Below are 23,390 nucleotides of genomic sequence, written 5' to 3' on the forward strand. Positions count from 1 at the left end.
TTACCCATATTTAATACCCGAATTTTAATTTAAAGTGACTGAATACGTTATGAAGCAACCATTAACCATCGCGCTTTCTAAAGGCCGAATTTACCAAGATACCGTTCCATTGCTGGAGGCAGCGGGGATCCGTCCTTTGGAAGATCCAAGCAAAAGCCGTAAGTTAATCATCCCGACCAATCATGATCATGTCAGGTTGTTGATTGTTCGCGCCACCGATGCGCCAACCTATGTGGCCCATGGCGCGGCGGATATCGGGGTGGCTGGTAAAGATGTATTGATGGAGGCTCCCGCCGATAACTTGTATGAACTGTTGGATCTTCAGATTGCCAAATGTAAATTGATGGTGGCCGGTCCCGAAGTTGAAAAACCGCACGGTCACCGACTTAAGATTGCAACTAAATACCTGAAGTCCGCCCAGGCGTATTATGCCCAGAAGGGCGAGCAGGTGGATTTAATCAAACTGTACGGTTCCATGGAGATTGCCCCTTTGATCGACTTGGCGGATCGTATTGTTGATTTGGTGGATACCGGAAATACATTGCGTGCAAACGGGTTGGTGCCGATGGAGCATATTGCGGACATCAGCTCTCGAATGATTGTCAATCAGCATGCGTATAAAACCAAGTTTGAACAGATTAATGAAATAGTAAAACAATTCCAAACAGTGATAGAGAGTCAAAATGCTTAATATTCGTCGTTTATCTGCTAACGCAGCAGGCTTCAGAGAAGAGTTAGATACACTTTTGGCATGGGAGACTGTGTCCAATGATTCGGTTAACGATATTGTCAAGGAAGTGGTGAATAATGTACGCACCCAAGGTGATGCGGCACTGTTGGAATACACAGAGCGTTTCGACCGCTTGGCGCTTAAGAGTGGTGCCGAACTTGAAATTCCAATGGAAAGAATCCAAAAAGCACTTCAGACCATTCCCGCTGAGCAACGTGAGGCACTGGAGTTGTCGGCGGAGCGAGTCAAGGCGTATCACCAGAAACAGGTGACCGAGTCTTGGAATTATACGGAAGCCGATGGCACCATGCTGGGCCAGCAAGTCACTCCTTTGGACAGTGTGGGCCTATATGTTCCCGGCGGTAAAGCGGCCTATCCTTCATCCGTGATCATGAACGCCATTCCAGCCAAGGTGGCAGGTGTGGAAACTTTGATCATGGTGGTGCCGACTCCGGACGGTGAGGTCAACGACATGGTATTGGCCGCCGCCGCGATTTGTGATGTGGATCGCGTCTTTACATTGGGAGGCGCGCAAGCTGTGGCGGCTCTGGCTTATGGTACGCAAACCGTTCCGGCGGTAGATAAGATCGTTGGGCCGGGTAATATTTTTGTCGCGACCGCCAAACGCATGGTGTTTGGTACCGTGGGCATCGATATGATCGCCGGACCGTCCGAGATTCTGGTTTATTGTGACGGCAAGACCAATCCGGATTGGATCGCCGTTGACCTGTTTTCACAAGCCGAGCATGATGAAGATGCTCAGTCCATTCTGGTGACTCAGGATGCCGAGTTTGCGGAAAAAGTCTACGAGAGCATGAACCGTTTATTGCCGACCATGCCACGTCAAGAAATCATCCGCAAGGCGTTGGATGATCGTGGCGCGATTATTGTGGTCAATGACGAATCTCAGGCATTGGAAATGATCAATATCATCGCACCTGAGCACTTGGAATTGTCGGTTGAAGACCCCAAAGCGCTGTTGCCAAAGATTCGCCATGCGGGCGCAATCTTTATGGGGCGTTATACGGCCGAGGCGTTGGGTGATTATTGCGCGGGACCAAACCATGTCCTTCCTACATCACGTACAGCACGTTTTTCTTCACCATTGGGGGTCTATGATTTCCAGAAACGTTCCAGTTTGATTATGTGTTCGGAAGAGGGCGCAAATGTGTTAGGTAAGGTTGCTGGCGTTTTGGCCGATGGTGAAGGGTTGCAGGCACATGCTGCTTCTGCACGTTACCGTGTAAAAGGCTAAGTAATGTTTTTTGAACATTAAGCGTTAAAAACCACCAGGCCTGGTGGTTTTTTTTCGCATTGACGTTTTAATGGCTCTTCATCCAATACGATAAAGGTAAAGTTTATGTTGCGAAGTGAATTATCGGATTACTTACACGGCTTTTTAAAGGTCGCCGATTTTCAGGACTATGCTCCGAATGGATTGCAGGTTGAAGGTCGGACAGAGATTCGTACTATCGTTACTGGCGTGACGGCTTGCCAGGCCTTGATTGATAAGGCGATTGAGCTGAAAGCCGATGCCGTGCTGGTTCATCATGGGTACTTCTGGAAAAGTGAGCCGGTTGAAATTATCGGTTTCAAGCAAAAGCGTATCAAGTCGTTATTGACGCATGACATTAATTTATTTGGTTATCATTTGCCTTTGGATGCCCATCCGCTCCTGGGCAATAATGCCATGCTCGCCAAGTTGTGGGGTCTGCAGGATATCACTCCGCAAGCGGGTCTGGTTAGATTGGGAAGTCTGCCAGAACCCAGCTCGATAACGGACTTTCGCAATCAAGTTTCCGAGTCATTAGGACGTGAGGTTCTGCATTTACCAGGTGGTCCCGATAAGATCAATACTGTTGCCTGGTGCAGTGGCGGCGCTCAGAATTACATTGATATTGCTCTAAAGTGGGAGGCTGATCTATATATCAGTGGAGAGGTTTCGGAGCAGACCACGCATATCGCTAAAGAGGGGGGCATCCATTATTTTGCAGCGGGCCACCATGCCACGGAAAGGCTTGGAATACAGGCGCTGGGCGAACATTTGGCCGAAAAGTTCGGTTTGCAATGCCACTTTGTGGATGTTCCAAATCCGGTGTAAAAGTGTCTCTAACTAGGCACTTTTCCTCTATAGAAAAATTTTATTAACTGACATATAATCAGATAATGATTTGAGTTTGAGGCTCCCTTGGGTAAAATAGGGGGCATTTGCTTGTGAACAATAGGAAGACAAATATGTCGACAAAAGAACATAAGAGTAAAGGTGTTGATTTACAGCGCCGGAAAATCCTAACCGGGGCAACAGGCGTTGTGGGTGCTGCGGGCGCGACCTTCTTGGCAGTGCCATTTGTCAGTTCTTGGCAGCCAAGTGAAAAAGCAAAAGCGGCAGGTGCACCAGTCGATATTGACCTTAGCAAACTTCAGCCGGGACAAATGGTCACCGTATCATGGCGCGGTAAACCGGTATGGGTTGTCAGACGCACGCCTGACATGCTGGAGCGGCTTTCAGCGTCGGATTCTCAGTTAAGGGACCCCGCCTCACAAGAGTCGATACAGCCTGATTATTGCCAGAATCCATCACGAGCTATCAATGAAGAGTATTTAGTTGTGGTCGGAATTTGTACCCACTTGGGGTGCGCCCCTTTATACCGTCCAGCAATCGGCTCTCCGGATGTGGGTGCGGATTGGCAAGGCGGGTTCTTCTGTCCGTGTCATGGTTCGAGATTCGACCTGGCCGGCCGAGTGTTTCAATCGGTTCCGGCTCCAACCAACCTAGAGATTCCCCCACATCATTTCGTGAATGCAAATTTGGTTCGCATTGGTGAAGATCCGAAAAAAGAAGGAGTGGCCTAATGTCGCATAAACATTCCGAAACTCAGGCTTCAGAAAAACAGTCGTCTTTGCTGGGTTGGCTGGATCGTCGTTATCCGTTGGTCAGCACCTGGAACGAGCATGTAGGTGAATACTACGCGCCCAAGAACTTCAATTTCTGGTACTTTTTTGGCTCTTTGGCTTTATTGGTTTTGGTGAATCAGTTCATTACCGGTATTTGGCTGACAATGAGTTATAAGCCAAGTGCCGCCGAGGCGTTTAATTCGATTGAGTACATCATGCGTGATGTCGAATGGGGTTGGTTGATTCGTTATATGCACTCAACCGGTGCCTCTGCCTTCTTTATTGTGATTTATTTGCACATGATGCGAGGCCTGCTCTATGGCTCTTATAAAGAGCCGCGTGAGCTGGTTTGGCTTCTGGGGATGTTGCTGTTCCTGGTGTTGATGGCGGAAGCCTTCATGGGTTATCTATTGCCATGGGGACAGATGTCATACTGGGGTGCTCAGGTTATCATTTCCCTGTTTGGTGCTATCCCAGTGATTGGTCCCGACCTGGCTTTGTGGGTGCGTGGTGACTTTGTCATTTCCGATGTCACATTGAACCGTTTCTTCGCCTTGCATGTAATTGCCTTGCCATTAATTTTGATCATTTTGGTATTCATGCACATTGTGGCCCTGCATAAGGTTGGCTCAAACAATCCGGATGGGGTCGAAATCAAAAAGTATAAAAACGAATCAGGATTGCCGATCGACGGTATTCCATTCCACCCATATTATTCCGTAAAGGATTCCATGGGGGCTGTTTTCTTTATGATTTTGTTCGCTTTTGTGGTTTTCTATTGGCCGGAAGGCGGAGGCTTCTTTATCGAGCCGCCAAACTTTGAGCCTGCGAACCCGCTTAAGACTCCGGATCACATTGCCCCGGTTTGGTACTTCACGCCTTTCTATGCGATCTTAAGAGCGGTACCTGACAAGTTCTTGGGTGTGGTGGCCATGGGGGGTGCGATTGCTGTCCTGTTTGCTATGCCATGGTTGGATCGCTGTAAAGTGAAGTCCATCCGCTACCGCGGTGCTTCATTCAAACTGTTGTTGACCATGTTTGTTGTCAGTTTCATCGCTTTGGGTTACTTGGGTACTCAGCCATCAACCCCTGAACTGACGAAAGCGGCGCAGTTGTTTACCGCGCTCTATTTTGCGTTCTTTTTAATTTTGCCATTTACCTCGGTGAATGAAAAAACCAAGCCAATACCGGAGAGGGTTCACTAATGAAAAAACTAGTATGGATGTTTAGTTTATTGTTGGCGATGCCTTTTGCGGCGCAGTCTGCCGGTGGGCCGGCAATTGAGTTGGAGCCGGCTGAAAACAACCTGCGTGATCAGAATTCCCTGCAGCGCGGAGCGGTACTGTTCTCAAACTACTGCATGGCTTGTCACTCCTTAAAGTATATGCGTTATAACCGTATAGCCCGAGATATCGGCTGGAGTGATGAGGAAGTGGTCGCGAAAATGGCTTATGGTATGAACAGCGTGGTCGATGATGTCGAGACCCGTATGCTGCCAGGTGTCGGTATGGATGTATTGGGTACCGAGCCGCCTGATCTATCGTTGATGGCGCGTTTGAAAGGAACCGATTACATCTACACCTTTTTGCGAAGCTATTACCAGGATGGACAGGGGAAATGGAATAACCATGCTTTAGAGGGAACGTCGATGCCTAACGTGCTCGAAGGCATCGAACGTCATGCCTCTTCTGAAGATTATGCTCAGGCCGCTCGTGATATTTCCAATTTCTTGGAGTATGTCGGTGAACCGGCCAAAATGAAGCGTATGGATCTAGGCTGGAAGGTCATCGCATTCTTATTGGTATTACTGTTGTTAACTTATATTCTGAAAAAAGAGTATTGGAGAGACATTAAGCACTGATCAATGTCTGCTTTTAAAAGCCCGCATGAAGCGGGCTTTTTTGTTTTTGTCGCAGTAAAATGCGGCAAGTGTTTGTGAAGTTGGGATGGGTAGATGGCTAAAATTAAAAATGCTTACGTGTGCACCGATTGCGGAGCCGAACACAGTCAATGGCAGGGTCAATGTATGGCCTGTAAAGCTTGGAATACACTCAAGGAAATTAAGTTGAGTGCGGCAAAAAGCAAATCGGCGAGTCCCGTGGTGGGTTATGCCGGAGCCGCAGACAATCAGGTTAAGGCGGTTCATGAGGTCAATTTGGCAGAAGTGCCCCGCATAGCCTGCGGCATGTCCGAGGTGGATCGGGTGTTGGGAGGCGGGATCGTTCCCGGTTCCGTGGTGTTGGTTGGCGGCGATCCTGGTGTGGGTAAGTCATCCATCCTGCTACAGGTGATGTGTGCTTTGAGTGAGCAGATGAAAGTGCTGTATGTCACCGGGGAAGAATCCTTGCAACAGGTGGCGATGCGTGCCAAACGCATGCAATTGCCCGATGAGCAGCTTCGTCTTTTGACTGAAACCGATGTGGAGTCGATCGCCCACGCCGCCCAGCAGGAAAGCCCTAAAGTGATGGTCATTGATTCGATTCAGACCATGCAGCTGGCTGATGTCGGCAGTGCCGCAGGCGGCGTGTCACAGGTAAGAGAGAGCGCGGCCTTTTTGACCCGCTACGCCAAGCAGAACAATATCGCGATTTTTCTGGTAGGGCATGTGACCAAATCCGGTGAGGTGGCCGGCCCAAGAGTGTTGGAACATATCGTTGATACGGTGGTGTTTCTGGAAGGCCAGTCAGACAGTCGCTTTAGAACATTGCGCGCAATCAAAAACCGTTTTGGGGCTGTGAATGAACTGGGTGTCTTTGCGATGACGGAAAAGGGCATGAAGCAAGTCAAGAACCCTTCGGCGATTTTCCTTTCGAGAGGTGAGGAGCCCGCGCCCGGCTCGGTAGTGATGGTCATCTGGGAAGGTTCACGACCCCTGTTGGTAGAAATTCAAGCTTTGGTGGATGAATCACCTTATGGATCCCCGAGAAGAGTGACGGTGGGCGTGGATCAGAATCGTATCGCCATGTTGCTGGCGGTGATGCACCGTCATGGCGGCATACAGGCGGCGGATCAGGATGTTTATGTCAACGTGGTCGGTGGCGTCAAGGTCAGTGAGACCAGTGCCGATCTGGCGTTGCTGTGCGCGATTCTTTCCAGTATGCGCAATCAACCTCTGTCACAGGAATTGATTGTGTTTGGAGAGATAGGCTTGGCGGGAGAAATCCGGCCGGTTCCGAGTGGTCAGGAACGTATTATCGAAGCGGCAAAACATGGATTTAAACGAGCCATCGTTCCTCTGGCTAATGTGCCTAAAGGAGGCGTGGCCGGCATGGAGATTATCGGTGTGAAGAGTCTTCAGCAAGCCTTGGATATTCTTTAGGCTTTTAAGCTCAACAGGCCTGCCCACTCTTGACAGTTATGGGTTGAGATTGATTTTATTTATTGGCGGGTTTTTATATTCAATTACCTCGATTGGTTTGAGTGATAAAATCTCTTTATTGACTGCCATGATCTAAAGTAATAGGAGTATGAATGACCGTCTCTAAATTGACCCCCGCACTGATTCTTGTATTGACCTCTCCAGCGGTAATGGCTTCAGGCTTTGCCTTAATTGAACAAAGCGCCAGTGGGCAAGGTTTGTCCTATGCCGGTGCCGCAGCCAGTGCTGAAGATGCCAGTGTGATGTGGTTTAACCCGGCGGGCTTGACACAAATTGAAGGCAGTCAGGCGGTGGCCGGGATGCACGTGCTTTTGCCTTCAAATGATTTTACCAATAGTGATTCACGTATTGAAGGCGTGATGCCATTGAGTGGGGATGACAATGCCGCGACCAATGGATTGGTTCCGAACTTATACTGGAAAGGCCAGTACGGTGATTATGCACTCGGGTTTGGTTTGAATGTGCCTTATGGGCAAAAACTGGAATATGCGGATGATTGGGCTGGGCGATATCAGTCGATTGAAACCGATTTGAAGTCGGTTAATTTAAATGCCAATATTGCACGCAAGCTTAACGGCCACACTTCCATTGGTTTTGGCGTGAATGCACAGTATGTGACCTTGAACATGAGTCAAAAGATTTTCACCGGCGGGGCAGACGGCGAAGCGGAAATTGAAGCCGACAGCTGGGGCTATGGATACAATCTCGGGTTGTTGACCCAGGTCTCTCTTTCGACAAAGGTGGGACTGTCTTATCGTTCTGAAATCACCCAAAATGCGAAAGGTGAGGTGGATTACAATGGCTTGGCTCCCGGGCAAACTTTGAAGTCAGATGTGACCTTGCCTGCTACGGCCATGTTTGCAGTGACGCATGATTTAAATGAGCATATTTCGTTGTTGGCGGATGCAACCTGGACGGGATGGAGTGCCTATGATGAGTTGGTGATTGAGTTTGCCAATGGCAGTCGTTCTGAAACCAATCAGAATTTTAAAGACTCCATGCGTTATGCGTTAGGAATGATCTATGATTATAGTGATGACTGGCGCTTTAGAACTGGGATCGCTTTTGACGAAACGCCTGTGCCCAATGCTGAAAGCCGTTCATCCCGAACGCCTGACAGCAATAAAACATGGGTGTCCGTTGGCTTTAATTATCAAGTGACGCCAAGTATCAGCCTGGATGCCGGGTACAGTCATTTGTTTGCAGATAAGGCCAAGATCAACAAACATGAAACACTGAGTCCGAGTGGTTTGGATAACTACGTGGTCGGTGAATATGAGACCCATGTGGATATTGTCAGTCTGCAGATGGTTTGGAATTACTGAGTTTGATCGCCAATATCGAAAACAAACAGGCCTGCTTATAGCAGGCCTGTTTGTTTTTAGGGTATGCGTTTTAATTGGGTGTTACTGTGAAGCCTGTTGCAGGTGGGCGCGCCATTCGTCAAAGAGTGCCGGTGTAGTGGCGGCCAAAGCAGAACGTTTGACAACCTTGGGCACAACCACCGATTCGCCATCCAAAGTACAGCTTTTGCCGCCAGCCTCTTCGAGTATCAACCAGCCCGCGGCATAGTCCCAGATGTTTTGTGCGCCATGCAGATAAACCTGCCCGCGCCCGGCGGCAATCCAGCACCAGTCAAGCGCAACCGAGCCAAAGCTGCGTTGCGAAGCGTAGGGCGGGGTTTGAGCCAGGTTGGTGGATAACGGCGTTTTAAGGCGCTTGAAGTCGACAATGCTGCTGCACTGTTTGAGGGTTTGTTTGGCGGTGGCCGCAACCAGTGGCTGGTCATTCAGCTCCGCGCCCAGGCCTTTTCGAGCAGCGAACATTTCATTGCGACTGGGATCGTAGATCAATCCGACGACCAGTTCGCCTTGAATCATTAGCGCCAAAGAGACTGAGAAAAAAGGGATGCCGCAGGCAAAGTTGCTGGTGCCGTCAACCGGATCCAAGATCCAGCAACCCTGTTCACTTTGCATGGCCGCCTGCTGTTCTTCCAGTGAGGATTCCTCCCCCAGAAAAGCGAATTCCGGCCAGTTCTCGGTCAAGAACTCGGCGGTTTTAATCTGCATCTGGGTGTCGGCTTCTGTCAGCAGCGATCCATCATCTTTAGTTTGTGCGCTCACCTTCTCAAAGCGGCCAAGCACTTCGGTCTTAGCCAGCTGGATGATGCCTTGTTTGAGTTGATTCCAGACGTGAGGCTGGTTGAAGGTGTGGCGCATAGTCTTCTCGCTTAAGTTTGTGACAAATCGATTAATTTCACTTTCTCAATGGCATTGGACGAGGTTTCAACTACCTCCAGAATATAGTCGTCGATACGAATACAGGTGCCGATATTGGGTAGTGATTCAAGCTCTTCCTGAATCAAGCCGTTTAAGGTTTTTGGACCATCAGTCGGAAGGTTGAAATTGTATTCTTTATTGAGGTCGCGCACGAACTCACCGGCTTCAAACGACCAGGAACCATCTTCGTTGATCTCGATCGCTTCGGGAGTTTTGGATTTACTGTCGGTGGAGAGTTTACCGACAATCTCTTCCAGCAAATCTTCCATGGTCAGCAGTCCCTGTATGTCTCCGTATTCATCCACGATGAGCGCCATGCGGCGTTTGTTGTGATTGAATTTTCCCAGCTGAATGTTCAAGGAGGTGGTCTCAGGAACAAAATAAGCGGGTTTGGTGAGCTTGATAAGGTCTTTTAGGCTCACATCACTGCGCATGAGTGCAGGAAGAGCCCGTCGGAGATTGAGAATGCCGATCAGGTCATCATCAATGCTGCCACGATAAATCGGAATGCGTGTATATGGGGATTTCTGAAGCGCTTTCAAAATCCCTTCAATCGGCTGATCGATGTTGACACCGTAGACTTCCTGCTTGGGAATCATGACGTCCTCAACCGTGACACTTTCCAGTTGCAGGATACTGGTCAGCATGGAGCGGTATTCGGAGGGCAATTGGCCTGTTGCTTCATCAATCAAGGTCTGTAATTCTTCCTGGCTCAGTTCGTGATGATCGTGATCCTGAGTCAGTCTGACTCGGAAAAGCTTCAAGAAGCCATTGGCAAAAAAGTTTACAAACCAGACAATCGGCGACAACAGCTTTAGTAAGGGGGTTAAAAAGTAGGCCGCCGGATAGGCGATTTTTTCCGGGTAGAGTGCGGCTAATGTTTTGGGTGCAACCTCTGCGAAAATTAAGATGACAAGTGTTAACAGTCCGGCGGCCAAAGCGATACCGGCTTCTCCCATAAGGCGCATTGCGATGATCGTGGCAATGGAGGAGGCAAAGATATTGACGAAATTGTTACCCAGTAAAATCACGCCAAGCAGGCGGTCGGGCGATTTAAGCAGTTTTTGAGCTCGAATCGCGGCTTTGTTTCCGGACTTTGCATGATGTTTTAGGCGGTATTTATTGAGCGCCATCATGCCAGTTTCAGAGCTTGAGAAAAGAGCCGACAGTACGATAAGCAAAATCAGGATGCCGAACAGAATAGGAAGTTCTAGGGAGTTCAATGCGGTTCAATTACATTATGGATTGGCTAAGAATTATAACGATTAATGATCCCATTAAAAAGAGTTTATCTCTTTTTTTGTTGCCTTCATATTTGCATTGAGTTCGAGCTAACTGACTATTTTTAAATGGAATATTGGGTTTACTGGTAAATTCCGTATAAAATCAGTTCGGTGCCGATATAACTTAAAACCAGAAAAACGTAAGCCCAGATTGTGTATTTGGCGGCTTTCTGTCCACGCCAGCCACGCTGGAAGTGGCCGACCAGAAAGGTGGCATAAACCAACCAGGCCAAGATGGCGAAAAAGGTCTTGTGAATAAGGTGTTGCGCAAAGAGGTTTTCAATGAAAAACACACCACTCAATAAAGCAAAGCTCAAAAACACAAAGCCGATAATGATCAGTTGAATCAGTATCTTTTCCATTGTCTGGAGCGGTGGCAGGGCTTTAAGCAGTGTCGAGAGCTGTTTTTTTCGGAAGCGACGTTCCTGCAAGCTATATAAAATGGCTTGGGCGGTGGCCAGTCCCATGATGCTGTAGGCGGAGATTGAGATCAATACATGGCTTCCTAACTCATAAGGTAAAGGATGCATGTCGTTCAGACCAAGAGGGAGAACGGTGGTAAGGGCGGCCAGAGGAAAAATAAAAATGCCCAGTGTTTCCGTCTGTTTATTGATGTTGGTAATCAGTAAAATCGAACTTCCGAGTAACGCAATTAAAGACAGTCCGTTTCCAAATCCGAATTGAATCTGATAGCCGTCCAATAAGGTTGTGCTCAAAGCGAAGCCATGCAGTAAAACCGCAACTAGGGCAATGCCCAGTATCTTGTGGCGAATAGAATCTTGAGTTTGGTTTTGCACTTTTTGCCACAACAGAAAGCTGGCGTAAAAGTAGAGCAGACTTGCGATCAATGCGCTGAAGCCACTTAGAATCATGAAGTTGCAACCTTAAACAATGAGTTTATGAGTTTGAAGTCTGAATGCGTTCAGGTTCAATGCGATTCAGGGGTTATGCCTAACACTGGAGCAGAGGCTCCACTATTGGGCGGAATATTTAGTTATAATAGCGGAATTACAGTTTGAATAGAAGACTGATGCGTACTTTGCCTAAAGGATTTTTATAAAAGACCGGATGGCAATGGCATGGAGTCGATTTAGGAGAGTGACCGTCATGTTTGACAATCTATCGGAACGTTTAACGAAAACCTTTAAATCCCTGAAAGGGCAAGGCCGTTTGACTGAAAGCAATATTAAGGATGCCTTGCGCGATGTGCGTAGAGCCCTGTTGGAAGCGGACGTTGCGCTGCCGGTGGTGAAGGATTTCATTGCTAAGGTTCAGGATCGCGCCGTCGGTCAGGAGGTTTCGACGAGTTTGAATCCGGGTCAGGCATTCATCAAGATTGTTCGTGAACAATTGACAGAAGTCATGGGCCAGGAAGTGGAGCCTCTGAACTTCAATGTGGAACCGCCCGCCGTGATTATGGTGGCCGGTTTGCAAGGGGCGGGTAAAACCACTTCTGTGGCCAAACTGGCTAAATGGCTGAAGGAACGTGAAAAGAAAAAGGTCATGGTGGTGTCGGCCGACGTATACCGTCCGGCCGCGATTAAGCAGTTGGAGACCTTGGCTGAGCAGGTGGATGTCATCTTTTATCCTTCTACGGCGGATCAGGATCCGGTTACGATCGCCAAGAACGCGCATCAGGAAGCGCGCAAGCAGTTTGCCGACGTATTGATTGTCGATACCGCAGGGCGATTGCACATTGATGATGAGATGATGCAGGAGATCAAACACCTTCACAGTAACATCAATCCTTGTGAAACCCTGTTTGTTGTCGATTCAATGACCGGGCAGGATGCCGCCAATACGGCCAAGGTGTTTAATGATGCCTTGCCGTTGACGGGTGTGATTCTGACCAAAACCGACGGGGATGCACGTGGTGGTGCCGCCCTTTCGATTCGCGAAATTACCGGTAAACCGATCAAGTTCATCGGGGCGGGTGAAAAAACCGATGCGTTGGAAACCTTCCATCCAGATCGTATGGCGGGTCGTATTTTGGGAATGGGCGATGTGCTCAGCCTGATTGACGAGGCCGAAGCCAAGATTGATAAAAAGAAAGCCGAGAAGTTTGCCAAGAAAATCCAGAAGTCCGGACAGTTTGATTTGGAGGATTTTTTAGAACAGTTACAGCAGATTCAAAAAATGGGCGGAGTTGGCGGTCTGATGGGCAAACTGCCGGGCATGGGGCAGCTCAAAGGCCAGTTAGATAATGACAAGGCGGAAGGCGAGTTCAGACGTCTTGAAGCCATTATCAATTCGATGACCAAGCATGAACGTGCGTTTCCCGCTGTGATTAAAGGCTCAAGAAAGCGCCGTATTGCGATGGGTTCAGGTACTTCAGTCCAGGATGTGAACAAATTGCTAAAACAATTCACCCAGATGCAGAAGATGATGAAGAAAGTCTCCAAAGGCGGTATGAAGAATATGATGCGCGGTATGGCCGGTAAGTTGCCGCCAGGCATGGGTGGAATGGGCGGTTTGCCGCCCGGTATGCGCTAAAGTATTTTAAGATCGGCACTTAAAGCGTTGAGCGACGATTGTAAATACAAATAAAATGACATAACTGTTTGAAACGGCAGTTCTTTATCTGTATAATTCCGCTTTTCGCTCATTGTGGGTGAAATTTAACTAGAAGAAATTGTTGGAGAGACTCCTCTTCATCGCCTGATTTAAATATTGGAGAACAAAATGGTAGTAGTTCGTTTAGCCCGTGGTGGTTCAAAAAAGCGTCCTTTTTATAAAATCGTTGTTGCTGATCAGCGTAATTCAACCACTGGCCGTTTCATCGAGCAAGTTGGTTTCTATAACCCTGTAGCAAGTGGAAATGAAGAAAAAATCCGTTTAGATCAGGCGCGCATTGATCACTGGGTTGCACAAGGTGCACAGCTTAGCCCACGTGTGAAAAGCATCGTTAAAAGCGCTTAATCTCACACTGAATTGAGCCGATAATTTATGTCTAACAGTTCTGCTGATGAGAAAATAGTTGTTGGCCAAATCAACGGAATTTTTGGTGTTCAGGGTTGGGTGAAGATTTTTTCCCATACCGATCCGCGCGCCAATATTCTCGACTACTCGCCGTGGTGGATACGCTGCAAAGGTGAGTGGAAACAAGTTAAGGTATTGGACAGCAAGGTACAGCAGGGTGGTAAAACCTTAGTCGCCTTGTTGGAAAATGTCCACGATCGCGATCTGGCCCGTGAATTTATGGGATGTGAGATCGCCATTGAACGCTCCCAGCTGGTGAATCCGGCTGAGGAGCTGTACTGGATAGATTTGATTGGGTGTCAGGTTTCTACTCAAGAGGGCATTGTGCTGGGTGAAGTGACCGGATTGGTCGAAACCGGAGCGCATGATGTACTTAGGGTAGAAGGGCCGCACGGTGATTTGATTCCGTTTGTGATGGACGAGTTCATTCGTTCGGTAGACCTGGACACTAAACAGATTGTTGTCAACTGGGAAGTGGAAGCGGAACAGTGAGGTTTGATGTGATTACCTTATTTCCGGAGATGTTTAGCGCATTGACGGAGTCAGGGGTGAGCCGTCGAGCGTTGCAATCTGAATTATACGATTTAAAGACCTGGAATCCTCGTCAGTTTACAACGGATAAACATAAGACGGTGGATGACCGTCCTTATGGCGGTGGACCGGGCATGGTGATGATGTATCAGCCACTTAAGGATACGATCAGCGCCATTAAGGCAGAGAGTCCGGCCAAGCCTCACGTGGTGTATTTGTCACCACAAGGCAGGCCTTTGACTCAGGCGAAAGTGGCTGAATTGGCCCAATATGACCAAATAACGTTGTTATGTGGTCGTTATGAAGGGGTTGACGAGCGCCTGCTGGTTTCTGAGGTGGACGAAGAGATCAGTATTGGCGATTTTGTTGTCAGTGGCGGAGAGTTGCCTGCAATGATGCTGATGGACGCCGTGATTCGTTTGATTCCCGGAGCCCTAGGTCATCATCAATCTGCTGAACAGGATTCGTTTTCGGACGGCTTGCTGGATTGCCCGCATTATACTCGACCCGAAGTTGTCGATGAAATGGCGGTTCCCAGTGTGTTGTTGGAAGGCAATCACGCTAAAATCGATGCCTGGAGGCAGGCGCAAAAGTTGGAGCGCACGCAGAAGCGACGTCCTGACTTATTAAACAATTAGGGTTCAACCTCTGGCCAGCGAGCCTGGCGAATGTTGGATGAATGCAAGAGAAAATGGACTCAGGTTGCATTTTCGGGTTTGAATCCAAAAAGGGTTCAGACAAAAAATCGGAGAGCTTAAAGATGAGCGATATCATCAAGCGTATTGAAGCGGAACAAATGACTAAGGAAATCCCTACATTTGGTCCGGGTGACACAGTGGTTGTTAAAGTTAAAGTAATCGAAGGTAAAAACGAACGTCTTCAGGCTTATGAAGGTGTGGTTATCGCGAAGAAAAATCGCGGCATCAACTCTAACTTCATCGTGCGTAAGATTTCACATGGTGTAGGTGTTGAGCGTACTTTCCAAACTTACAGCCCGTTGGTTGACAGTATTGAAGTTAAGCGTCGCGGTGATGTTCGTCGTGCCAAACTTTACTACCTACGTGACTTGTCTGGTAAAGCGGCTCGTATCAAAGAAAAAGTATAATTTTTCTCGATCATGCCAAATTCAGAAAACGCCCTTTTTAGGGCGTTTTTTGTATCTGTTTGACGTTTCCGACAACCAGTCGTTTTACATTGGTATTTGGTATACTTCAGTTTATGCATCACTCCGATTATTCAATAGAAGCCTCCCCCCTTGTTACAGAGTTTTTGGACTATCTGAGGATATCCGAAGGCCTGAGTGCCAATACCCTTTCCGCTTATCAAAAAGACCTTCAAATCTACCAGGCCTGGTGGTTTTCAAAAGTTCAAAACACCGCAATCGAAACGGTTAGCAAAAACGAACTGGAAGATTTTATGTTCGGTCTTCATGAACAAGGTCGCAGTCAAAAGAGTAATGCACGTCTGCTGTCGACCTTAAAGCGTTTTTACCGCTGGGGTGTCACTCAGAATCGCTTCGATTCAGATCCGACCACCTTGATGAAGTCCCCCAAAACACCAAAGTCGATTCCGACCGTGATCAGTGAACAGCAGGTTGAAGTTCTTTTAAATACACCGGATGTAACGACGGCTTTAGGATTGCGCGACCGTGCCATTTTGGAGTTGATGTACGCCTCGGGTTTGAGGGTTTCAGAGGTGGTTGAATTGCCGTTTGAACAGTTGAATTTATCGGCGGGCCTGGTGCAGGTGACAGGAAAGGGGAGTAAGGAGCGTATTGTGCCGATTGGTGAGGTGGCAATCGAGTGGGTTGAACGTTATCTGCAGAGTTCCCGTCCGCTTCTGGTGAGACAAAAGTGGGTATCGACTCTGTTTGTCTCTAGACTGGGTCGTCCCATGACCCGGCAGACTTTATGGCACAGAGTCAATAATCTGGCATTTCAGGCGGGCATTCAAGGAAAGCTTTCACCACACGGTTTACGTCATGCCTTTGCAACCCATTTGATCAATCATGGGGCTGACTTGCGGACGGTTCAATTGTTGTTGGGGCACAGCGATTTATCGACCACGCAGATCTATACGCATGTCGCCAAAGAACGCCTGCACCGCATCCATCAACAGCATCATCCTCGTGGTTAGTTCAGTTGAGTTGTAATATAAATATGTTATAGTTCATTAACTAAATTAATGCTGTGAACAGGAATCTTATATCATGCACTTTCTTAAAAAGTCGGCGATCGCTTTAGGCTTGGCAACCATATTTTCGTCCATTGCGATTGCAGACGATAAACAGGTCATACAAGCCCAATTGAATAAAATCATTCCAAATGCTCCTCAGGCACAAATAGAACCCAGTGTGGTTTCAGGCCTGTATGAAGTTTCTGTCGGTCCTATGGTGATCTACATGACGGCGGATGGCCAATATGTTTTCAATGGCAGTTTAATCAATCTGGAAACTCGCGAAAACTTGACCGATACCGCTAAGTCCGAGGCTCGTAAACAGGCTATGAGTAAAGTCGCAATCGATTCAATGATTGTCTATCCGGCCAAAGGTGATGAGAAGCATCATATTACGGTGTTTACCGATATCGATTGTCCATATTGCCATAAAATGCATAAAGAGATTCCCGCTTTGAATGAAGCGGGTATCACGGTGCGTTATTTATCCTATCCTCGTGCGGGCATGGGGTCGCCGTCCTATAAAAAAGCGGTGTCTGTCTGGTGTTCCGACAAGCCGGCAGAGCAAATGAATCTGGCCATGAAAGGGCAGGCGATTGAGCCTAAAAACTGCAAAAACCCGGTTGCCGAGCACATGCAGCAGGCGCAGGTATTTGGTGTGAATGGCACACCGAATATCATTTTGGACAATGGTGCTATGTTGCCAGGTTATGTACCGGCTAAAGAGGTGATTAAGATTTTACAGCGTTAAAGGTCGTGCTTGCCGCTGTAATGGCAAGGATAGTGAAATCCGGTTGGTACAAAAAAGCCCTCTTTCGAGGGCTTTTTGGTTGAAGCGACTGGAGTTTATATTTCACCCCATTTCTGGCGTTTTTTGGGGATTCGGAAGAATCGACCCAGCAATAAGCCTAATAATAGCACTCCACCACCCGTCAGGAACCATTGGCGTTTAATCGCATCATCGGATTGGTCCACCTGCTCACGCATAATGGCATTTTCATCTTCCAATCGTGAAAGACGGGTCTTCATCGCCTGATTTTGCTCATCTAGTTGTACCGCATTACTGGAAATCTCTTTGAGGCGATTGAGTTCCTGGGTAATTTCAAACTTGTCCTGTTTGACCGTTTTAAGTTCGTCGCTGGTTTCGGCATAACGGGTTTGCAAGGTGTCCAATTCTTGTTTGAGGTCATTGAACTTGGCCTCTATAGCCGTTGTTTTCTCAATCTGAACCGCGAGTCGTTCTTTGGCAATCGGTTGGTTTTCAAGCATGCTTGAGGGCATCCAGCCGATGCTGCCGCTGTACTGGATTTTGGCCCAGCCTGATTGGTCGACTTCGAGTAATTTGACCGCCTTGCCGGAAGGAATCATGCGTTTGATGCGGTACTTTGTGCTGGATCCCGAACGCATCGGGACTTCAATCGAATCGGTAATGTAACGCGTACTGCCCGCTGAAGACTCTGCTGCAGCCACAGGATTCGACAGGCCGAAGCCAATGACTAAGACAGGAATGAGGCCAAGCGTTTTAAAGTTGTTGAATCTTTTCATGCTGTTCCTTTAAGTTTTTCAGCGCTGTTTCATAATCACTAAGTTTTTGACGTTCTTTGTTTACCACGGCTTCCGGTGCTTTGGCGACAAAGCTTTCGTTATTCAGTTTGCCGCCAAGACGTTTGATTTCACCATCAAGCTTGCCGATTTCTTTGTCGAGTCGTGCCAGTTCCGCAGTTTTGTCGATGAGACCCGCCATCGGGATCAATACCTTCATCTCTCCAACCAGGCTGACGGCCGATTCCGGTGCATCCGCCTCATTTTCCAGTACGGTAATGTCTTCGAGTTTGGCCAAGGTTTGCAGGAATATTCGGTTGTTATTTAACCAGGCCTGGTCATTTTCATTCAAGCCCGCCAATAACACCGGAAGTACCTTGCTTGGGGCGATGTCCATCTCTGAGCGGATTTTGCGTACGCCAACGATGAATTGTTTGACCCATTCCAGTTCAGCAACCGCTGAGGAGTCGATCTTACTTTCATCGGCCTGAGGGTAAGGCTCCAGCATGATGGTCTCACCCTGCTTGCCAGCGAGGGGAGCGACCGCTTGCCAGGCCTCTTCGGTAATGAATGGAATGATTGGGTGTAGCAATCGCAACAAGGATTCAAGTACACGCACCAAGGTTTTACGGGTGCCGCGTTTGGCGGTATCAGAGCTGTCAGTGCTGTTTAATATCGGTTTGGACAGTTCAAGATACCAGTCACAATATTCGTTCCAGGTGAACTCATAGAGGGTATTGGCCGCCAAATCAAAACGGTAGCTTTCAAAGTGCTTGGCTACTTCTATTTCGACTTCCTGCAGGCGCGAGGTAATCCAGCGGTCCGCCAATGAAAGTTCGGTGGCGGCATTCTCGTCTACACCGGTGTCATAACCCTCGGTGTTCATTAATACGTAACGCGTGGCGTTCCAGAGTTTGTTACAGAAGTTACGGTAACCTTCGGCGCGATTCAGGTCAAAACGGATGTCACGACCAGTCGATGCCAAGGAGGCAAAGGTGAAGCGCATTGCATCCGTGCCGTAAGCGGGAATGCCGTCGGCAAACTGTCTGCGGGTCGCTTTTTCGATTTTTGCGGCCTTTTCTGGCTGCATCATGCCATAGGTACGTTTGGAGACCAGGTCTTCAAGTTCAATGCCGTCAATCAAGTCGATCGGGTCGAGTACGTTGCCTTTTGATTTCGACATCTTCTGACCTTCACCGTCTCTGACCAGTCCGTGAACGTAAACCTGTTTAAAGGGAACTTCACCGGTGAACTTCAAGGTCATCATGATCATGCGGGCGACCCAGAAGAAAATGATGTCGAATCCGGTGACCAATACGGAAGTAGGATGGAATTTTTCCAGCTCAGGAGTTTTTTCAGGCCAGCCCAGAGTTGAGAAAGTCCATAGTGCTGAGCTAAACCAGGTGTCCAGAACATCGTCATCCTGTTTAAGTGGGACGTCAGCCGCAAGATTGTGTTTTTCACGCACTTCCGCTTCTGAGCGACCTACATAAATCTTGCCGTTTTCATCGTACCAGGCCGGGATGCGGTGCCCCCACCAGATTTGGCGAGAAATACACCAGTCCTGAATATTGTTCATCCATTCAAAATAGGTATTTTCCCAGTTTTTGGGTACGAACTCGATGTCGCCGTTCTTGACGGCATCAATGGCTGGTTTCGCCAAGGATTCGACCGCAACATACCATTGGTCGGTAAGCAGAGGTTCAATGACGGCATGGGAGCGGTCGCCGCGAGGCACCATCAAGGTATGAGGTTTGATGTCTTCCATCAAATCCTGGCTTTCCAAATCGGCGATGATCTGTTTACGGGCTTCATAACGGTCCAGGCCTTGGTATTTTTCAGGCGCTTCTTCGTTGATGGTGGCATCAATGGTGAAGATGTTAAGCATGGGCAGGTTATGGCGTTTCCCCATCTCGTAGTCATTGAAATCGTGCGCCGGGGTGATCTTTACACAACCTGTACCGAATTCAAGATCGACATAGTCATCGGCGATAATAGGGATCTCACGGCCGACGAGCGGTAGGGTAATGGTCTTGCCAATCAGGTTCTGGTAACGTTCGTCGTCGGGGTGAACCGCAACGGCCTGATCCCCAAGCATGGTTTCGGGACGGGTGGTGGCCACCACCAGATGTCCTGAACCATCGGTGAGCGGATAGCGCATATGCCAAAGGTTGCCTTGCTCTTCTTCGGAAATAACCTCCAGGTCTGAGACAGCAGTATGCAAAACCGGATCCCAGTTGACCAGACGTTTACCGCGGTAGATGAGGTTTTCTTCATAAAGTTGAACAAAGACTTCCTTGACGGCATTGGAAAGGCCGTCATCCATGGTAAAGCGTTCACGAGACCAGTCTGGAGAGGCTCCCAGGCGACGAAGTTGTTTGGTGATGGTGCCACCGGATTCTTCTTTCCATTCCCAGATTTTTTCAATGAATGCCTCGCGCCCCACATCGTGACGACTTAGTCCCTTGGCGGCCAGCTGGCGTTCCACAACCATCTGTGTGGCGATTCCGGCATGGTCTGTTCCCGGCTGCCAAAGCGTATCATTGCCTTTCATGCGGTGATAACGAACCAAGGTGTCCATGATGGTGTCCTGGAAGGCATGGCCCATATGCAGGCTCCCCGTGACATTCGGCGGGGGGATCATGATCGAATATGGGGCTGCATCATTGTATTGCGGCTTAAAATACCCTTTGTTTTCCCAGGTCTGATACCACTTTGTTTCAATTGTATTGGGGTCGAAATGCTTTTCCATTGGTCTCTTGAATTTGTGAAAGTAATAAGCCCAAAATTATAGCAAAGAGCCGTGGCCCTTGTTGGGCTGTTGAAAGGATTTTTTGAATGAGGACAAAAAAAATCGGCCAGTTTTTGACCGATGAATGCTTCTAGGAGGAAGACATAAAGAAAAGAAAATACAGTCTTGAACTGCGTTAGCTGCCTAGAAGTTGTAATACATTGCCGCGTGATTGATTGTTTTGAGCCTGCATGACCGCGGAGCTTTCATTGAGAATGCTTTGTCTGACCTGTTCAGTAATGGCTCGTGCAAAGTCTGTGTCGCTGATCTGGCTACGTGTGCTGAGGGTGTTAAGGTTCTGGTTTCCAATATTTTCAAGCGCGGCCGTTAATCCGTTTTGTTGTGCTCCGAATTGGCTGCGGCTGTCCATAAGCTGCTGGTTTGCCAGATTCAAACCTTGCAGTGCCAAACTGGCATTGGCCGGGTCGGAGATGTCCAGGCCGGTGAGTCCCAGGCTATCAGGAGTGAGGTTGGGCAGGGATAGGGTATTGTTGGACTCACCCAGCGCAATCTCAATCGAAGCCGTATCGGCATTGAGTAAATTCTGGCCATTGAAGTTTGTGGAATTGGCAAGGTTTCCAATCGTTTCCAAATTTTGCTGGAACTCTTGATTGAGCATGGCTCTTTGTTCAGTCGTGTAGGTGCCGTTTTGCGCTTGAAGGGCCAACTCGTTCATGCGAAGCAGGCTGTCATTGATTCCTTGGCTGCCTGCATCAGCGGTTTGCAGGAGTGATAAGCCGTCATTGGCATTCCTGCTTGCCATGTCTTGCGTGTCAATTTGCGTGTTTAAATTGCTGACAATCGCTTGCCCTGCCGGATCATCCGCACTTTGGTTGATGCGCATTCCCGACGTTAGGCTGGAAGCCGACGTTAGGTTAGATGTGTAGGCACTGGATGGGATTGGGCCGAAAGATTCAATTGCCATAATCCAACTCCTGGTTCTAAAATGGTTACTTATAAATAAATTCTACGCCCAATTGGTGCGAAAGGAAAGTGGAAAATGTCTTGTTGTTCAGGGGGTTACTGTCAGTTCAAGTTTCCGGAGGGCCCACCTTTGGTGGATAACCCCGTGTCGAGCCTGAATGCCAATTATCAATTTTTGCCTTACGGTACCCTTCTGGAAGAGGGGGAGGTGGTTCGTATCTGGATGGAATCCGGTCAGTCTAGATCGGTCATTGTTGAAGAGAAAATCGCTTTATCTTTTTCTGCGGATGGACCCTATTCAGAGGAAAGTGAAGGGCGAGTGTTTCCGTGGCAACTGATTGCGTTGGATTCCGGTATTGATTATGACGAGTTGATGCATTGGACAACCCACCCTTTATATAATCCGAATGAAACGCCGGTTTTATTGAAGTATTGTCATCCAATAGAAGTGAAGCCGAGTTTGAAGATGAAGTTTTTGGGGTGGTTGTATAAATTAAGGAATTTGTGACAGGCCTGTCGGGTTTTTGTTTTGCCCTGTTTTTGAGGCAAAAAAAAGCCCCGATGAATCGGGGCAATAAACTACCGAGGAGTAATTTGTTTTTAGAGTCTAAGTCACTTAGTTTCTCTGAGTAAATTCAGGGTAAGCTTCCATTCCACATTCGGATTGGTCAACACCTTCATACTCTTGTTCTTCCGTTACTCGAACACCCATTACCGCTTTAATGATGCTCCAGGTGATCAGGCTGGCAATGAATACCCAGGCAAAGATCACTGCAGTACCGATTAACTGAGAACCGATGCTTGCATCTGCGTTAGTGAAGGTTACTGCGATCAGACCCCAGATACCGACAATACCGTGAACCGAGATGGCACCCACTGGATCATCGATTTTGAACTTGTTGTCCATTGTAAGGATTGCAAATACAACGATGATACCACCCACAAGACCGATTAAAGTGGCTTCAAGTGGAGTTGGAGTTAAAGGTTCAGCTGTGATTGAAACCAGACCAGCCAAAGCACCGTTTAGGATCATGGTTAGATCGACTTTGCCGAACAGGATTTTTGAGATGATGATCGCACCGATGACACCACCAGCCGCAGCCATATTGGTGTTAACGAAAATCATCGCAACCGCATTTGCTTCTTCGATGTTAGAGATTTTAAGCTCAGAACCACCGTTGAAACCGAACCAACCCAACCATAGGATGAAGGTACCTAAGGCGGCAAGTGGCATGTTCGCACCAGGAATAGCGCGTACTTCACCGTTTGGACCATATTTCCCTTTACGAGCGCCCAATACCATGACACCAGCTAAGGCAGCAGCGGCACCTGTCATGTGAACGATACCTGAACCAGCGAAGTCAAGGAAACCTAGCTCGTCAAGGAAACCGCCACCCCATTTCCAGAAACCTTCTACTGGGTAGATGAAACCGGTCATGACGATTGCGAAGATAAAGAATGACATCAACTTCATGCGTTCGGCCACAGCACCGGAGACCACAGACATGGCCGTTGCTACGAACACAACCTGGAAGAAGAAGTCAGACATGGCTGAGTAGTAGGTATCGCCGTTACTGGCCAATACGTCCGCTACGGCATTGTCGCCACCCAATAGGAAACTGATTCCTGGGATGTAGCTGTTGACGCTGTCGCCATACATGATGTTGTAACCAACCAACATATACATGACAGAGGCAATCGCAAAAAGCCCGACGTTTTTCGCTAGAATTTCAGTGGTGTTCTTGGTGCGTACCAAGCCGGCTTCCAGCATTGCAAAACCGGCAGCCATCCACATAACCAGTGCGCCGGACATCAGGAAGTAGAATGTGTCCAAGGCGTAGCTGAGATGAGTTATTTGTTCCATAATTCCTTTCCTCTCTTG

General features: G+C 48.2%; 23 protein-coding genes. 16 read left to right on the forward strand and 7 right to left on the reverse strand.

Features of this window, described 5'->3' with window-relative positions:
• Positions 1-49 precede the first annotated feature (49 nt).
• From hisG to B076_RS0103535, 8 genes are all read left to right on the forward strand, one after another.
• Positions 50-691, forward strand: coding sequence for an ATP phosphoribosyltransferase (gene hisG / locus B076_RS0103500; protein WP_028486079.1), 642 nt, complete (start codon positions 50-52; stop codon positions 689-691).
• Positions 684-1,985, forward strand: coding sequence for a histidinol dehydrogenase (hisD, locus tag B076_RS0103505; RefSeq protein ID WP_028486080.1), 1,302 nt, complete (start codon positions 684-686; stop codon positions 1,983-1,985). Before hisG ends, hisD begins: the two co-directional genes overlap by 8 nt.
• Positions 1,986-2,090: 105 nt before the next feature.
• Positions 2,091-2,831, forward strand: a complete 741-nt coding sequence (locus B076_RS0103510; RefSeq protein WP_028486081.1) for a Nif3-like dinuclear metal center hexameric protein — start codon at positions 2,091-2,093, stop codon at positions 2,829-2,831.
• Positions 2,832-2,965: 134 nt separating this feature from the next.
• Positions 2,966-3,583 carry a ubiquinol-cytochrome c reductase iron-sulfur subunit gene (gene petA / locus B076_RS0103515; RefSeq protein WP_028486082.1) on the forward strand — a complete coding sequence of 206 codons (618 nt, stop codon included), beginning with the start codon at positions 2,966-2,968 and terminating at the stop codon, positions 3,581-3,583.
• Positions 3,583-4,830: a cytochrome b gene (locus B076_RS0103520; RefSeq protein ID WP_051347151.1), complete on the forward strand. Its 1,248-nt coding sequence runs from the start codon at positions 3,583-3,585 to the stop codon at positions 4,828-4,830. Before petA ends, B076_RS0103520 begins: the two co-directional genes overlap by 1 nt.
• The gene (locus B076_RS0103525; protein WP_028486084.1) at positions 4,830-5,486 is read left to right on the forward strand and encodes a cytochrome c1; all 657 of its coding nucleotides are present in this window, start codon (positions 4,830-4,832) and stop codon (positions 5,484-5,486) included. Before B076_RS0103520 ends, B076_RS0103525 begins: the two co-directional genes overlap by 1 nt.
• 93 nt (positions 5,487-5,579) lie before the next feature.
• Positions 5,580-6,944 carry a DNA repair protein RadA gene (gene radA / locus B076_RS0103530; RefSeq protein WP_028486085.1) on the forward strand — a complete coding sequence of 455 codons (1,365 nt, stop codon included), beginning with the start codon at positions 5,580-5,582 and terminating at the stop codon, positions 6,942-6,944.
• Between the two features lie 152 nt (positions 6,945-7,096).
• Entirely contained in the window at positions 7,097-8,329 is a 1,233-nt protein-coding gene (locus B076_RS0103535) for an OmpP1/FadL family transporter (RefSeq protein ID WP_028486086.1), read from the forward strand.
• Positions 8,330-8,410: 81 nt separating this feature from the next.
• On the opposite strand, the gene B076_RS0103540 is transcribed toward B076_RS0103535, so the two are convergent.
• From B076_RS0103540 to B076_RS0103550, 3 genes are all read right to left on the reverse strand, one after another.
• A complete protein-coding gene (locus tag B076_RS0103540; protein ID WP_028486087.1) occupies positions 8,411-9,223 on the reverse strand; it encodes an inositol monophosphatase family protein in 813 nt (270 codons plus the stop codon).
• An 11-nt stretch (positions 9,224-9,234) separates the two neighbouring features.
• Complete coding sequence (locus tag B076_RS0103545) at positions 9,235-10,506, reverse strand: HlyC/CorC family transporter (RefSeq protein ID WP_028486088.1); 1,272 nt, start codon at positions 10,504-10,506, stop codon at positions 9,235-9,237.
• Between the two features lie 140 nt (positions 10,507-10,646).
• Positions 10,647-11,438 carry a cytochrome C assembly family protein gene (locus B076_RS0103550; RefSeq protein WP_211230179.1) on the reverse strand — a complete coding sequence of 264 codons (792 nt, stop codon included), beginning with the start codon at positions 11,436-11,438 and terminating at the stop codon, positions 10,647-10,649.
• A gap of 235 nt (positions 11,439-11,673) precedes the next feature.
• Between B076_RS0103550 and ffh the strand changes: the two genes are divergently transcribed.
• The 7 genes from ffh to B076_RS0103585 all read left to right on the forward strand — a co-directional run bounded on the left by ffh (position 11,674) and on the right by B076_RS0103585 (position 17,002).
• Complete coding sequence (gene ffh, locus B076_RS0103555) at positions 11,674-13,059, forward strand: signal recognition particle protein (protein WP_028486090.1); 1,386 nt, start codon at positions 11,674-11,676, stop codon at positions 13,057-13,059.
• A 189-nt stretch (positions 13,060-13,248) separates the two neighbouring features.
• Complete coding sequence (gene rpsP / locus B076_RS0103560) at positions 13,249-13,485, forward strand: 30S ribosomal protein S16 (protein WP_028486091.1); 237 nt, start codon at positions 13,249-13,251, stop codon at positions 13,483-13,485.
• A gap of 27 nt (positions 13,486-13,512) precedes the next feature.
• Positions 13,513-14,037 carry a ribosome maturation factor RimM gene (gene rimM, locus B076_RS0103565; protein ID WP_028486092.1) on the forward strand — a complete coding sequence of 175 codons (525 nt, stop codon included), beginning with the start codon at positions 13,513-13,515 and terminating at the stop codon, positions 14,035-14,037.
• On the forward strand, positions 14,034-14,714 hold the full coding sequence (gene trmD, locus B076_RS0103570) for a tRNA (guanosine(37)-N1)-methyltransferase TrmD (protein ID WP_028486093.1): 681 nt from the start codon (positions 14,034-14,036) through the stop codon (positions 14,712-14,714). The genes rimM and trmD overlap by 4 nt, the downstream gene beginning before the upstream one ends.
• A 122-nt stretch (positions 14,715-14,836) precedes the next feature.
• Positions 14,837-15,181 carry a 50S ribosomal protein L19 gene (gene rplS, locus B076_RS0103575; RefSeq protein WP_028486094.1) on the forward strand — a complete coding sequence of 115 codons (345 nt, stop codon included), beginning with the start codon at positions 14,837-14,839 and terminating at the stop codon, positions 15,179-15,181.
• A gap of 113 nt (positions 15,182-15,294) precedes the next feature.
• Complete coding sequence (gene xerD, locus B076_RS0103580) at positions 15,295-16,212, forward strand: site-specific tyrosine recombinase XerD (RefSeq protein WP_051347152.1); 918 nt, start codon at positions 15,295-15,297, stop codon at positions 16,210-16,212.
• A gap of 73 nt (positions 16,213-16,285) precedes the next feature.
• Positions 16,286-17,002, forward strand: coding sequence for a DsbC family protein (locus B076_RS0103585; protein ID WP_038150385.1), 717 nt, complete (start codon positions 16,286-16,288; stop codon positions 17,000-17,002).
• A 95-nt stretch (positions 17,003-17,097) separates the two neighbouring features.
• Here the strand turns inward: B076_RS0103585 and B076_RS0103590 are convergent, their stop codons facing one another.
• From B076_RS0103590 to B076_RS0103600, 3 genes are all read right to left on the reverse strand, one after another.
• The gene (locus B076_RS0103590) at positions 17,098-17,796 is read right to left on the reverse strand and encodes a TIGR04211 family SH3 domain-containing protein (protein WP_028486097.1); all 699 of its coding nucleotides are present in this window, start codon (positions 17,794-17,796) and stop codon (positions 17,098-17,100) included.
• Positions 17,774-20,545: a valine--tRNA ligase gene (locus tag B076_RS0103595; protein WP_028486098.1), complete on the reverse strand. Its 2,772-nt coding sequence runs from the start codon at positions 20,543-20,545 to the stop codon at positions 17,774-17,776. The genes B076_RS0103590 and B076_RS0103595 overlap by 23 nt, the downstream gene beginning before the upstream one ends.
• A 175-nt stretch (positions 20,546-20,720) precedes the next feature.
• Positions 20,721-21,509 (reverse strand): flagellin N-terminal helical domain-containing protein, encoded by a 789-nt coding sequence (locus tag B076_RS0103600; protein WP_028486099.1) that lies wholly within the window; start codon positions 21,507-21,509, stop codon positions 20,721-20,723.
• 75 nt (positions 21,510-21,584) lie between these two features.
• On the opposite strand from B076_RS0103600, the gene B076_RS0103605 reads away from it, so the two are divergent.
• On the forward strand, positions 21,585-22,016 hold the full coding sequence (locus tag B076_RS0103605; RefSeq protein ID WP_028486100.1) for a hypothetical protein: 432 nt from the start codon (positions 21,585-21,587) through the stop codon (positions 22,014-22,016).
• Between the two features lie 108 nt (positions 22,017-22,124).
• Here the strand turns inward: B076_RS0103605 and B076_RS0103610 are convergent, their stop codons facing one another.
• The gene (locus B076_RS0103610; RefSeq protein ID WP_028486101.1) at positions 22,125-23,372 is read right to left on the reverse strand and encodes an ammonium transporter; all 1,248 of its coding nucleotides are present in this window, start codon (positions 23,370-23,372) and stop codon (positions 22,125-22,127) included.
• Positions 23,373-23,390 lie beyond the last annotated feature (18 nt).

Source organism: Thiomicrorhabdus chilensis DSM 12352 (assembly GCF_000483485.1).
GTDB classification, from domain to species: Bacteria; Pseudomonadota; Gammaproteobacteria; order Thiomicrospirales; family Thiomicrospiraceae; genus Thiomicrorhabdus; species Thiomicrorhabdus chilensis.